At 46.1% G+C, this 12,755-nt stretch carries 11 protein-coding genes, 1 pseudogene and 1 riboswitch; of the genes and pseudogenes, 8 read left to right on the forward strand and 4 right to left on the reverse strand.

The window, feature by feature from the left end:
• Nucleotides 1-44 precede the first annotated feature (44 nt).
• From HC752_RS08405 to tenA, 6 genes and pseudogenes are all read left to right on the forward strand, one after another.
• Nucleotides 45-914 carry an AraC family transcriptional regulator gene (locus HC752_RS08405; protein WP_190334683.1) on the forward strand — a complete coding sequence of 290 codons (870 nt, stop codon included), beginning with the start codon at nucleotides 45-47 and terminating at the stop codon, nucleotides 912-914.
• 99 nt (nucleotides 915-1,013) lie between these two features.
• A riboswitch (TPP riboswitch) is annotated at nucleotides 1,014-1,111 on the forward strand.
• Nucleotides 1,112-1,185: 74 nt separating this feature from the next.
• Nucleotides 1,186-2,037 (forward strand): bifunctional hydroxymethylpyrimidine kinase/phosphomethylpyrimidine kinase, encoded by an 852-nt coding sequence (thiD, locus tag HC752_RS08410; RefSeq protein WP_238930460.1) that lies wholly within the window; start codon nucleotides 1,186-1,188, stop codon nucleotides 2,035-2,037.
• Between the two features lie 106 nt (nucleotides 2,038-2,143).
• Nucleotides 2,144-2,935 carry an ABC transporter ATP-binding protein gene (locus tag HC752_RS08415; protein ID WP_446751427.1) on the forward strand — a complete coding sequence of 264 codons (792 nt, stop codon included), beginning with the start codon at nucleotides 2,144-2,146 and terminating at the stop codon, nucleotides 2,933-2,935.
• Nucleotides 2,936-3,020: 85 nt separating this feature from the next.
• Nucleotides 3,021-3,743 (forward strand): annotated as a pseudogene (locus tag HC752_RS08420) (ABC transporter permease); the annotation flags it as partial.
• A 68-nt stretch (nucleotides 3,744-3,811) separates the two neighbouring features.
• The gene (locus tag HC752_RS08425; RefSeq protein WP_446751428.1) at nucleotides 3,812-4,747 is read left to right on the forward strand and encodes an ABC transporter substrate-binding protein; all 936 of its coding nucleotides are present in this window, start codon (nucleotides 3,812-3,814) and stop codon (nucleotides 4,745-4,747) included.
• 13 nt (nucleotides 4,748-4,760) lie between these two features.
• Nucleotides 4,761-5,438 (forward strand): thiaminase II, encoded by a 678-nt coding sequence (tenA, locus tag HC752_RS08430; RefSeq protein WP_190334687.1) that lies wholly within the window; start codon nucleotides 4,761-4,763, stop codon nucleotides 5,436-5,438.
• A 263-nt stretch (nucleotides 5,439-5,701) separates the two neighbouring features.
• On the opposite strand, the gene HC752_RS08435 is transcribed toward tenA, so the two are convergent.
• The 3 genes from HC752_RS08435 to HC752_RS08445 all read right to left on the reverse strand — a co-directional run bounded on the left by HC752_RS08435 (nucleotide 5,702) and on the right by HC752_RS08445 (nucleotide 8,891).
• Nucleotides 5,702-6,634 (reverse strand): class I SAM-dependent methyltransferase, encoded by a 933-nt coding sequence (locus HC752_RS08435; protein ID WP_190334730.1) that lies wholly within the window; start codon nucleotides 6,632-6,634, stop codon nucleotides 5,702-5,704.
• A complete protein-coding gene (locus HC752_RS08440; protein ID WP_190334688.1) occupies nucleotides 6,631-7,329 on the reverse strand; it encodes a TIGR01621 family pseudouridine synthase in 699 nt (232 codons plus the stop codon). Before HC752_RS08440 ends, HC752_RS08435 begins: the two co-directional genes overlap by 4 nt.
• Before the next feature lie 227 nt (nucleotides 7,330-7,556).
• Entirely contained in the window at nucleotides 7,557-8,891 is a 1,335-nt protein-coding gene (locus HC752_RS08445; protein ID WP_190334689.1) for a sodium-dependent transporter, read from the reverse strand.
• 400 nt (nucleotides 8,892-9,291) lie between these two features.
• On the opposite strand from HC752_RS08445, the gene cls reads away from it, so the two are divergent.
• Both cls and HC752_RS08455 read left to right on the forward strand, forming a co-directional pair.
• Nucleotides 9,292-10,746 carry a cardiolipin synthase gene (cls, locus tag HC752_RS08450; RefSeq protein WP_190334690.1) on the forward strand — a complete coding sequence of 485 codons (1,455 nt, stop codon included), beginning with the start codon at nucleotides 9,292-9,294 and terminating at the stop codon, nucleotides 10,744-10,746.
• A gap of 77 nt (nucleotides 10,747-10,823) precedes the next feature.
• Nucleotides 10,824-12,017, forward strand: a complete 1,194-nt coding sequence (locus HC752_RS08455; protein WP_190334691.1) for a cystathionine beta-lyase — start codon at nucleotides 10,824-10,826, stop codon at nucleotides 12,015-12,017.
• A gap of 96 nt (nucleotides 12,018-12,113) precedes the next feature.
• Here HC752_RS08455 and HC752_RS08460 read toward each other — a convergent pair whose 3' ends face one another.
• A complete protein-coding gene (locus tag HC752_RS08460) occupies nucleotides 12,114-12,671 on the reverse strand; it encodes a DNA-3-methyladenine glycosylase I (protein ID WP_190334692.1) in 558 nt (185 codons plus the stop codon).
• Nucleotides 12,672-12,755: the final 84 nt, after the last annotated feature.

The following is a 12,755-nucleotide window of genomic DNA, read 5'->3' on the forward strand; positions in this document are numbered from 1 at the left end:
TGTCCATTTATGCTATTTAGTGATTTTTTAAAAAGCCTTTAGTTATGAACTCACAACATGTTTCACGAATCAATGACGTACTTTTTCACATACACCAAGACATCAGTGAAACCTTAAGCGTCAAAGAACTTATGTCAATTGCCGCATACTCTGAACAACATTTTCACCGTGTGTTTAAAAGTGTTGTCGGCGAATCCATACACCAATATATCCGGCGCACCAGAATGGAGTACGCCGCGAATCAACTGATGTTTGATACCAGCTCGCCTATTCTAGACATTGCCACCCATTGCGGGTTTAGCTCACTTTCCTCTTTCAGCCAAGCATTTAAGTCAACGTTTGGTATGTCGCCAGGTGAATGGCGTAAGCACGATTTGAAGGTATCGGATAAGCCCTATCTGAAGGACTCGGAAATTGCACAGGGCTATGAACGCGTATCGCAGCGCGAGTTACCCGCTCCCAAAATAACGGACGTTCCCGATATCATGGCGGCGTATGTGAGGCACAGCGGGTACAGCCGCTCCATTCGCAATGCGTGGCTAACATTGCAAGCATGGACAAACAACGAAGGGGTGGCGTTCACTCATCAATATGGTCTGCATCACTCTAACCCCGCTTGGGTTGAACTTGACCAATGTCGATACGTCGCCTGTGTTGCCATCAAGGAACCACTGAAATTTCGCGGTGTAGTTAACCAAATGGTGATTCCCGGTGGGTTGCACGCTGTATTTAGGCTCACAGGGATCTATGGTGAACTGCTTCCGCAAATCAGTGCAGTATTGGAAACTTGGCTACCAACATCGGGGTTCAAGCTCCGTTCGACCCCCGCATACGTGCACTATCATAAGAATCACTTTCTCAGTGATGATGAAACATTCGAACTCGACTTTCATCTTCCTGTGCGTTTTTTCTAATTCCGCCCCTTTAATTGATATTTAGCTCAATTATTAGACATGCAAATCATACTGATGATCATTTCGTTGCCCTTTTAGCAAGAATTGTTATCATCGCGGGATAAATAGTCGGGGGGCCTTAGGGCTGAGATCGCATCGCGAGACCCGTTGAACCTGATTCAGTTAGCACTGACGTAGGGAACTATACCTCTCTCTTTCGATGGATCGATCTCGTTACCAATCCACGGCTAAGTTAGAAAAGTTCTCGCACGTCTGTATGCGGGAGCTTTATATGACACCTTCTAATCAAGCGAGCACCAACCTTACTCGTAAAACGCCCATCGTTTTAACCATTGCGGGTTCGGACAGTGGCGGTGGCGCGGGCATTCAAGCCGATATTAAAGCCATCTCAGCAACAGGCGGTTTCGCGTGTTCCGCCATTACTGCTATTACGTCACAAAATACGCTTGGGGTTTCCGCCATTCACCCTATTCCTTTGGATCATATCGCAAGCCAGCTGGATGCCGTATTTTCTGATCTCAATGTGGTTGCCGTCAAAGTCGGCATGCTGGCCGATTCAGGTATCATCAAAGTCGTTGCAGACAAGATCAGACAATATCAGCCCAAACATTTAGTCGTCGATCCGGTGATGATAGCCACCAGCGGCGACCTGCTGCTTGAGGAAAGTGCCATCAGCACATTGAAAGCGGAGCTCCTTCCCCTAGCTGACGTTATCACACCAAATTTACCCGAAGGCGCAACACTAACTGGCTCCCCTGTGCCCACAACCTCGTCTGAAATGGACGACATGGTGACAAAACTTCGTGCGCTTGGCTGTTCCTCCATATTGCTTAAAGGTGGGCATTTAGAACATGATGAAAATAGTGATGATTTGCTTATTTTCCCAAACTCTGTTGAAACACTCTCAGCGAAGCGAATCGAAACCAAAAACACCCATGGCACGGGTTGCACCTTATCTTCCGCTATCGCGTCCTACCTTGCCCAAGGTCATGATCTCGTTTCTGCTGTTACCCTTGGAAAATCATATATCACTCAAGCCATCATTCATTCTGGTGAGTTAGATATTGGTCAGGGGCATGGTCCTGTCCATCACTTCTTTAATGGGCACGAAAATGTGCGGTGATAACCCGAGCTTTTCAGCCATTACTAGAAAGCACTTTGCTCTAAAAATCGAAGAAGGTCACCTCCAATATGGCGATGCCGATACTCCGACGCTCTCAGGCATCAACATGACCATTCCTGTGGGGACATGGACCTGTCTGCTTGGAAGAAGCGGCTGTGGCAAAAGTACGTTATTGCGCTATCTCGCAGGTCTGCTAAACGACAAAGCGAAATGGGATGGGCAGATTGTACTGGAATCGAGAAAAGAGCAGGTGTCAGAAAAAGAGTGGGAAAGTGAATCCGCTGTGCATTGTCAGACCGTATCCATTCATGATCAAGTCGCTTATATGGGGCAACAAGATTTATTGATGCCTTGGTTATCGGCATTGGATAACGTCTTACTCAGTACTCGTTTTTCTGGCACTCGTTTTTCTGGTTCTCGTACCTTCGGTTCTTTTTTCTCAGGGACCAATCGCGAAAAAAACGAACACAGAGAAAAAAACGAACACAGAGAAAAAGCGCTGCATCTTCTGAATCAGGTGGGATTGGTCGATCAACACGCTCTTCTTCCACAAACTCTATCTGGTGGTATGCGACAACGTGTCGCTATTGCTCGAACATTAATGCAAGACAAGCCGATAGTGCTTATGGATGAACCCTTCTCCGCCCTTGATGCGGTGAACCGACATAAGCTACAAAATCTAGCTTGCGAATTACTCAAAGACAAAACCGTGTTACTCATTACTCACGATCCTCAAGAAGCCATTCGACTGGCTTCCAAGCTTTACATCATGCACAGCATCCCTACGCAAGCGCAGTCACTTCCTTTGCCCAATACGGCGGTACCCAGAAAGCTCGACGCCGAATGCGCGGCACTACAACAAAGTATTATTGAAAGGTTGGAAAAAGATTATGAGTAGCTCCAACCAAACAAAAGCGTTCTCCAAAACCTTATCTTTCTCGAAAGCCATTAAGCGCCGCGATCACGTCACGTACCCCATTATCCGTGCGGTCATCAGTGCGGCAGTGATGATCGGGATCTGGCAGGCGATTGTCGTCATTTTTGCGATGCCATCATTCATTCTTCCCGCCCCAATGGAGGTATTTGAACGCTTAATACAGCGGCAAGATGTCCTGTTAAAACACACTTGGGTGACCGCGCAAGAAATCTTATTGGGCTTACTGCTCGGACTTTCCATGGGGCTGGTTTTTGCACTTCAAATGTTGATGTTCAATCCGTTGAAGCGTTGGTTACTGCCTATTCTTGTCGCCAGTCAAGCGGTTCCTGTATTTGCGATCGCCCCCGTCTTGATGCTCTGGCTCGGCTACGGAATCACATCCAAAATCGTCATGGCAGCCATCATCATCTTCTTCCCGGTCACCACTTGTTGCTATGACGGTTTGCGCAATACACCAACTGGGTATTTGGATTTGGCGAAAACCATGGGGGCTTCGAAGTGGCAAACGTTACGCCACATTCAACTGCCCGCTGCGCTGCCCACCCTCGCATCAGGAATACGTGTAGCCGTTGTGGTTGCACCCATCGGCGCAGTCTGTGGTGAGTGGGTTGGATCGAGTGAAGGTTTGGGCTATCTCATGTTGCAAGCCAATGCCCGAATGATGATAGATGAAATGTTCGCGGCGCTCTTTATTTTGTCTGCCTTGTCTGTGTCTTTGTATTTCATTGCCGACGAAGCGCTTAAAAAGCTTATCCCTTGGGAAGGGTAAGGTATCTCACGATTTCAGTGCCTCATTGGGGCATAGCTAAAAAGGAAAATCATTTGAAAAAGAACAACATGATCAGCGCAATTGCCCTTGCGGCAACCGCCTTTGCATTTAACGTAAGTGCAGAAGAAAAGAAACTCACACTAATGTTAGATTGGTTTGTTAACCCTAATCATGGCCCCATTGTTATCGCTAAAGAACGCGGTTACTTCAAAGAAGAAGGCTTAACAGTGGAGGTTCAAGAGCCTGCCGATCCAAGCACACCGCCTAAACTGGTGGCGGCGAATAAAGTGGATCTTGCGATTTCTTACCAGCCCAATCTCACTATCGATGTTGCCGCGGGGCTTCCATTGATTCGCTCGGCAACCTTAGTCGCGACGCCACTGAATACGTTAACGGTATTGAAAGATAAAAGCGTCAAGAATTTGAGCGATCTTAAGGGCAAGAAAATTGGTATTGCGATAGCGGGTAATGAAGAAGCAACGATTGGCACCATGCTTGAGACAGGCAACGTAAAATACAGTGATGTCGACATCATCAATGTCGGCTGGGCACTGTCTTCTTCTTTGGCGTCTGGAAAAGTGGATGCCATTTGGGGCGGATTTCGCAACTTCGAAAGTAACCAATTAGCCCTTGAAGGCTATGAAGCAAAAGCGTTTTTCCCAGAAGAGCATGGCGTACCCACTTACGATGAGCTGGTCTTCGTTGCGAACGCAAACACGCATGATAAAGAGGCCATCAAAGCCTTTAACCGTGCGTTAGAGAAAGCCACCACTTACATTGTTAACCACCCTCAAGAATCTTGGAAAGAATTTGTGGCGTATTCACCGGACACCCTCAACAACGAACTGAACAAACGCGCTTGGAATGACACTCTAACTCGCTTTGCCCTGCGTCCATCCGCGGTTGACCACAAACGATACGACGATTACGCCCAGTTCATGTTTGATAAGAAAATCATTCAATCCCTGCCTAAAGCCGAAGACTACGTCCCAAGCTTCAACTGATCGAGGAATCACGATGAATCACCAAGATTTGATCAATGCATGTCGCAGTGATTGGGAAGCGTACACCAAGCATTCATTTGTTCAGCAATTGGCGGACGGTTCTCTAGAGCAGCCTTGCTATTTGCACTATTTGAAGCAGGATTTTCTCTTCCTAAAGCAATATGCTCGCGCTTACGCACTGGCGATTTACAAAGCGAGAACCTTAGAAGACATGCGTGACGCGCTACCTAGTGTTCACGCATTATTGGATTCCGAGATTGCACACCATGTCTCGTATTGTGAAAACTGGGGTCTCAGTGAAGCCGATTTGGAAGCCGAAGCGGAAGATTTTGGTACCGTCGCTTATACTCGTTATGTGTTGGATGCGGGAATGACGGGCGATCTTATCGATTTGTATGCCGCACTTGCGCCTTGCTCTATCGGGTATGCAGAAATTGGTCGTCAACGGTTAGCGGATCCCGCAACGAAGCTGGAGGGGAACCCTTACGCAAGCTGGATTCAGCTGTATGGTGGTGATGAATTCCAGCAAAGTGTCGCGCAAGGAACCAGAACCATCGATAAACTTTTAGCAGATGTGGAGCTAGATAGCCCTCGTGGCAAAAACCTCATTCAGGTGTTTAAAACGGCAACCCGTATGGAGGTGGCCTTTTGGCAGCAAGGGCTGAATGCAATAAAGGACGGAAAGATATAAATGCTGGGGTCTGTCGACCCTAGTATTAACGATGCGAGAGCGCCTGAGTTGACTGTCACTTAGTTGGCGGCAGTCACTTAGTTGGCAGTCACTTGGCGACAGCTGCTTAGTCGAGAGCCACTTGGTCGACAGTGGCTGACTCGAAAGCACCGATGAAAATTATCTAGGGAGAGCTCATCACGGTTCAACCCTTTATGAAGCCAACCCGTTCAGGGAAAAACCGAGCCCTCTTTCCCTGTGCTGAAGGGCTTCGTTTGGCAGTCTTATGAAAACACCATGGCTTTTAAACTCGAGTTTTCATCTTTATCTTTAAACTCAGGTGGATTGTCTAATCGGTATTGATAAGTCAGTGCTGGTGCTTCGCTCTTCATTCCTTCAATTAAAAAGTCAGGGCTTACACTCGGTGAATTGACGCATGCGAGCACTTCCCCACCCTCTGTCAGTAAATCGGGTAAACGGCGCAGAATTTTTTGATAGTCTTTGGTGAGCGCAAAACTGCCTTTTTGAAATGAAGGCGGATCAATGACAACAAGATCATAAGGTCCGTATTTCTTTATCTTCCCCCATGATTTAAAAATATCGTGCCCCATAAAATGGACGGCATTCAGGTTATGACCGTTTAATTTGTGGTTGTCTCTACCACGGCTCAAGCTTGATTTCGCCATATCAACATTCACTACCTGATCGGCTCCACCTTCTATAGCAACGACTGAAAAGCCACAAGTATAGGCAAATAGGTTTAATACCTTTTTGTGTTTTGCACGTTCACGCACCCAGTCTCTGCCAAACCGCATATCTAGGAATAAGCCAAAGTTTTGGTTTTTACCTAATTCCAATTGATACTTCAGCCCCGACTCGGTCACCACGGGTTTGAGATTTGGCTCGCCCAAAATCGCTTCAAAGGGTGCACCATCTTGGTAGCGATGTTGGAGCAAGATGGCCGTCAGTCCACGTTTCTGGTATAGCGCCTTTTTTGCTACATCTCGTAAACCAGCTTTAAGTTCCGTTAGAAATTCGGGATCGACGGGTTTGAATAGATGAACAACGATCTGCCCCTGTAACCAATCTACGGTTAATTGCTCTAACCCTTCCCAACACCGACCTCGACCATGAAACAATCGTCTCACCTCATCGGGTGTGTGCTCCATCACCGAATCAAGCTCAGCCCATAGCTGCTTAAGAGCGCCTGCATTCATTGTACTTTCACTGTTGGCCATATTAGATTCCAAGGAGTTTTCCACGCCTCTAGAGCGTCTTTTACTATTGATGACTGCCATTTTTCTCCGAGGTTAGCGTTTTCAGCAGGATGACAGCGCAATTCGAACAGTTCGCCGCCATAGGTGAACCTCAGAGCGTAGGCATGAAGATACCCTCGATCCGATTCGGATGATGGGTAATAAATGTCATCACCGATAATCGGAGAGCCGACGGACTTTAGCGCCACTCTGATTTGATGCGTTTTTCCCGTGTAAGGTTTACACAAAAACAAGCGCTCTCCCGCTTCTCCTGCTGTAGAAAAAAACTGTGTAATGGCAGGGTTGGTTTTACTGCTTACCAACTTCCAACTGGATCGCCGAGAGCGCTCCATATCACCTACGATCGTACCTTGCTTCTTTTTGGGCTTCTTAGCACCAATAGCGAGGTAGAATTTCTCTATGTCACGCTGCGCAAACAACAATGAAAGCTTACTCGCGGCTTCTGCGTGCCTTGCCAGAATGAGCATTCCAGATGTCATTTTATCTAAGCGATGCACTAGATAGAGCTGTTCATCCCCCGATACTTTCGCCACCTCAATCGGCAAGCTAACGTCACCATCGTCTTTATGTACACTGACATTGAAATGCTTATTAATAATGAGGAAATCGGAATGGGTATAGAGGATATCAAACATAAATGGCTCCTTCGCAGGCGCTGAATTATAGCGATTCCTACAGAAGAAGCCATTGTTTAAGGTCTGTGACCTAGATGCAAAAGCGATTTATGAAATGTCAAACGTCAAAACTACGCCTTTCAGTTCACTAACACGCTGGTTTAAGCTCGTTGCTCCGTTCGCGCTGAGACCTTTCACACTCTAGGGGAAAAGGCTTTTACCTAGTCGCCTAATTAAGCAGTGATCTTCTACGCAAAGAACACCACAAGCATTAATACAGGGCAAACCACTCGTACATAGAGGGGCCAAATTTTCCAAAATATTGAGTTTTCAACATCAGGGTAACCCTGGCGAATTTCTTCAAGTACTTTGTTTCTGTGCCAAATCCACCCAACAAGCAATGCCCAAACTAAACCCAATATAGGCTGAGCGTATACCGTTGTTGCCTGTACCACTAAACCAAATAAAGAGCCAAAGTTCAAAACGATCATCGCCGAAATCAGCGTAATCACGCCACCTATCCATACAACAGCAACGGAACGGGTTTGCTTTAATTCTTCTATCGCACAAGCAACGGGCACTTCCAGCATTGAAATGGATGACGTCAGTGCGGCAATGATCATGAGAGCGAAAAACATCATGCTCGCGGCAATACCAAAGCTACCCATAGTATCGAACATGGCTGGAAGAACAGTGAACACCAGTGTGTCTGAACTTAGCAATGCGCCACTGTCATCGAAAATTTGAACACCATGCTGTTTTGCAACGAACATAGCAGGTAAAACCAGTAAGCCCGCACCAATAGCGATTCCAGTATCGACAAGAGAAACCTGTACTGCGGTTTTAGGAATGTTTGTATCTTTCTTTAAGTATGAGCCATAAACCATCATGGTTGCCACACCCAAGGAGAGAGAGAAAAACGCCTGCCCCATCGCACTCACCACTAAATCCGAGCTAAAATGCGAAAAATCGGGAACGAGATACATCCTAAGCCCTTCGGATGCGCCATCTTGAGTAAGAATGTACCCAATCATCACCACAAACAAGACAAGTAACACAGGCATTAATCGAGTGGACCAACGCTCAATACCCTCAGCGACACCACTGCTGACTACGTACATAGTGGCAATCATAAACAAAACCATCAGAAATAAATTTCGGCTATCACCGAAACTCGTCAACCATGTCGACGCTTCATTTAGCCCCACGATTTCCAAAGCGCTTCCAGCAAACTCACCAAACAGCCAACCGGCAATAATGGCATAAAAACTGAGAATAAGAGACGCCGCAGTCATTGCAACGATGCCTAACAACACCGCACCCAATTTTCCATTTGGCCAAACGGTTTTAAGAGATTGAATGGGATTGGATTGACCGTATCGACCAATAGTAAGTTCTGCTATGAGCATTGGACACGCCAACACAAAAACCATCACAAGATAGGTAATGAGAAATACTGCACCACCATTACTGGCCGCTTGAGTAGGGAACCCCCAAATATTGCCTAAACCTACAGCACTGCCCGCTGCTGCCATAATGAAGCCCAATTTAGATGAGAATTGAGCACGAGATGTTGATGCCATAGATACCGCCTGATTGGATCAGCAATTGTAAAGCAATGTTTACACTTTCTGAATTTCTTATTTTTAACTGTTCGATGGCAAGTAAAACAGCTTGGGACTAAAATTGGAAGCGCCCTTGGTCTAATTAGTCAAAAACACCCCAATCACAAGCATCATTAGCTCACTTATTAATCAAAATCAGTTTGATATCTTACGAAAAATAAAATATCCGAAATTAACAACCACGACAAATCCGTACAATTTATTTACACAATAGCTCGGTAGCATTCTCTTCCCTTCAAGCTATTCCACCCTTTTCTCATTCTTAATAGGGATATACGAGCAGTAGTGGTTCCTTCTTAAGCTCTCTCTGCTTATAGTGTTAGAATTCATTCGTTACCACTCTGATTTGTCGAGGAAAATGGAAAAGTTCTATCAGTTTGTCGCTCTGTTTGGTCTGGTTGCCTATTGGGTACTCGTTGCAGGAGTTACTATCCGCGTAGTACTTAAGCGCAGAGCTGTCAGCGTTTCTTTGGCTTGGTTGATGATCATCTATATCATCCCAATCCTTGGCATTGCTTGCTACTTTCTGTTCGGCGAACTGAACCTAGGCAGAAAACGAGCCGAGCGTGCTCAACGCATGTTTTCTCCTTACGAATATTGGTTTAACCAACTGCACGATTGCCAAGCCCACCTACCAGAATTGATGGAAGGTCAGATTTCCCAAATTCACGATCTTTGCTCAAATCGCACTGGCATTCCGGCTCTTTGTGGTAATACACTTTCGCTGCAAACTTCTCCGGTAAAAATCCTTCAATCCGTCATTGAAGACATAAAATCGGCAAAACATCATATCCGAATGGAATTCTACATTTGGCACCCCGGTGGATTGGCAGACTCCGTAGCATCCGCCTTGATACAAGCTTCAAAGCGAGGAGTGAAAGTTCAAGTCCTTCTCGATTCCGCAGGCAGCCATCGTTTTCTCAAAAGCCATTGGAAAGTCATGATGGAAACGGCAGGAATTGAAGTCGTTCATGCGCTCGCAGTGTCTCCTATGCGCGTATTCCTGCGCCGATTAGATTTGCGTCAACACCGAAAAATCATTGTGGTGGACGACGAAATCGCCTACACAGGTTCAATGAACATGGTTGATCCTGCTCATTTCAAACAAGGTGCTGGCGTTGGGCAGTGGATCGATGTGATGGTTCGTATTTCAGGACCAACCGTGAACGTATTGTCCGCCATTCATGCGTGGGATTGGGAAGTAGAAACCGGTAAAAGGGAATTTCCGACCTTCCCTCAATGCCCTGTTGATAAAACAAACGGCTTGCACCCTGTTCAAGTTGTGCCATCTGGCCCCGGTATGCCTGAAAATCTGATTCAACAAGTGATGATTCTTTCCATCAATCAGGCGAAAGAAACCGTCAGAATTACCACACCCTATTTTGTGCCCAGCGATCAGTTACTCGAAACACTAAAAATGACGGCGCAGCGCGGCGTTAAAGTACAACTTATCATTCCTCACCGTAATGATTCCATCATGGTGAAGTGGGCATCTAAGGCGTTTTATACTGAGCTGCTGAACTCCGGCATTGAAATTTATGAATTCCATGGCGGTCTTTTACACACTAAATCGGTTGTAATCGATCAGCATCAATGCTTGATTGGAACCGTAAACCTCGATATGCGTAGCCTTTGGCTAAACTTTGAAGTTACGTTAGCCGTTGATGACGCATCTTTCACGAAAGAGCTTTATTGGCTTCAAGAGTCTTACATAGAAAATGCGCACAAAATCGAGTCGGCTACATGGTCAGAACGAGGAATTGTTCATCGAATTTTTGAACGTGCCTATTTCTTACTCAGCCCCCTACTTTAAAGGGAAATAACGCTTGCTTTTCCCCCTCTTAAAATGGTTTAAATAGAATCAAATCTTTCAAGGGACAAGGAACATAAATGTCTGAGAAATACCAGACCAAGCTAGTCACAGCAGGGCGCAATAAGAAATGGACAAATGGAGTGGTGAACCCTCCGGTTCAACGTGCATCAACTGTCGTTTTCAATACCGTTGCAGAAAAACACAAAGCCACCATTGAGCGCCAAGGCCCCACCCTTTTTTATGGACGCCGTGGCACACAAACACATTTTGCATTTCAAGAAGCCATGGTCGAAATTGAAGGTGGTGCGGGTTGTGCACTCTACCCTTGTGGCACAGCAGCCATCACTAGCGCCATTCTTTCCTTTGTCGAATCAGGCGATCACATATTGATGGTTGACACCTGTTATGAGCCAACGCGTGATTTTTGTAACGTGATGCTCAAAAAAATGGGGGTGGAGACAACCTATTATGATCCTATGATCGGGGAAGGAATTCGCGACCTTATTCAGCCAAACACCAAAATTTTGTTCACCGAATCCCCCGGCTCTATCACCATGGAAGTGCAAGACTTACCAACGTTGTCCAACATTGCCCACGAAAGCGATGTGATTGTCATGTTAGACAATACATGGGGTGCGGGTGTTAACTTTTCACCATTTGAGCATGGTGTGGACATTTCCATTCAAGCCGCCACAAAATACATCGTGGGTCATTCAGACGTGATGTTAGGTACTGCGGTCGCTTCAGAAAAGTATTGGGATCAGCTTCGAGAGCAAAGCTATTTACTTGGTCAGTGTGTTTCACCCGATGATGCTTACTTAGGTTTGCGTGGTATTCGCACGCTGGATGTTCGTTTACGCCAACATCATGAAAACGGCCTAAAAGTGGCCAGATGGCTTGAGTCACGCCCCGAAGTGGACCATGTTAGACATCCCGCCCTTGAATCCTGCCCTGGGCATGAGTTCTTTAAGCGCGATTTCACAGGTGCTAATGGTTTATTCTCATTTGTATTGAAATCCAGCTACCCTCGTGCCACGACAGCGCTGTTGGATGACATGAAACACTTTAGCATGGGCTATTCTTGGGGCGGTTTTGAAAGCTTGATTTTGGCGAATGAACCGAAAAGCTTTAACTGCCTAAGAACAGTGGCAAACCCTAACTTCGAAGGAACGTTGATCCGTCTGCATGTTGGCTTAGAGGATACTGACGACTTGATCGCCGATCTGGAAGCAGGATTTGAGCGATACAATGCCGTGATGCTTGAAAAGTAATCGCTAAGACAATTCATCGCTAAGACAATAAAAAACCCCAGCGTAACAGCTTGGGGTTTTCCTGAAAAGTAGTGGTTGCTGGGCACAGATTTTAGGTCACTTTGACTTAGGGCAATCCACGGTATGATCGTTCACCATCCCAACTGCTTGCATAAACGCGTAGCAGATGGTTTCGCCAACAAACTTAAAGCCACGTTTTTTCAAGAATTTACTCATCTCTTTCGACTGCTCTGTTGACGCTGGAACTTGATCCGCGGACGTCCATTGATTGATCTTTGGTTTACCATCAACAAATTGCCAAAGCGCATTAGATAATGAACCATATTCCTTTTGAAGTTCCAATGCTGCACGAGCATTGCTGTATACAGAAGCGATTTTTCCTTTATGCCTCACAACGTCAAAGTTTTCGATAACATGGGCAACATTTACTTCACCGTGCGTGGCCAGCTTTTCGATATCGTAATGTTCAAACGCGCTTCGATACCCTTCGCGCTTTTTCAAAATGGTTAACCAACTTAATCCAGCTTGAGCCCCCTCAAGCGTGATGAATTCAAATAAAACTTGATCATCATAGACGGGCACACCCCACTCAGCATCATGGTATTCCCTCTCCAATTCATGATGAGTTGCCCACTCGCACGTCGTATCTGTCATGCTATTTCCTTAACATTACACTTCGGCTTAAACCGTTTCATACCCAAGTAGCGCCAAATCCAAGACTTACAATACCGTTAGCCC

Origin of the sequence: Vibrio sp. S9_S30 (assembly GCF_014694455.1) — a bacterium.
Taxonomy (GTDB): domain Bacteria; phylum Pseudomonadota; class Gammaproteobacteria; order Enterobacterales; family Vibrionaceae; genus Vibrio.

What these genes read in the sequence shown, in the direction of transcription:
- HC752_RS08405 (WP_190334683.1), top strand. Translation starts at nt 45, where the DNA reads ATGAACTCACAACATGTTTCACGAATCAATGACGTACTTTTTCACATA.
- thiD (WP_238930460.1), top strand. Translation starts at nt 1,186, where the DNA reads ATGACACCTTCTAATCAAGCGAGCACCAACCTTACTCGTAAAACGCCC.
- HC752_RS08415 (WP_446751427.1), top strand. Translation starts at nt 2,144, where the DNA reads ATGACCATTCCTGTGGGGACATGGACCTGTCTGCTTGGAAGAAGCGGC.
- HC752_RS08425 (WP_446751428.1), top strand. Translation starts at nt 3,812, where the DNA reads ATGATCAGCGCAATTGCCCTTGCGGCAACCGCCTTTGCATTTAACGTA.
- tenA (WP_190334687.1), top strand. Translation starts at nt 4,761, where the DNA reads ATGAATCACCAAGATTTGATCAATGCATGTCGCAGTGATTGGGAAGCG.
- HC752_RS08435 (WP_190334730.1), bottom strand. Translation starts at nt 6,634, where the DNA reads ATGAATGCAGGCGCTCTTAAGCAGCTATGGGCTGAGCTTGATTCGGTG.
- HC752_RS08440 (WP_190334688.1), bottom strand. Translation starts at nt 7,329, where the DNA reads ATGTTTGATATCCTCTATACCCATTCCGATTTCCTCATTATTAATAAG.
- HC752_RS08445 (WP_190334689.1), bottom strand. Translation starts at nt 8,891, where the DNA reads ATGGCATCAACATCTCGTGCTCAATTCTCATCTAAATTGGGCTTCATT.
- cls (WP_190334690.1), top strand. Translation starts at nt 9,292, where the DNA reads ATGGAAAAGTTCTATCAGTTTGTCGCTCTGTTTGGTCTGGTTGCCTAT.
- HC752_RS08455 (WP_190334691.1), top strand. Translation starts at nt 10,824, where the DNA reads ATGTCTGAGAAATACCAGACCAAGCTAGTCACAGCAGGGCGCAATAAG.
- HC752_RS08460 (WP_190334692.1), bottom strand. Translation starts at nt 12,671, where the DNA reads ATGACAGATACGACGTGCGAGTGGGCAACTCATCATGAATTGGAGAGG.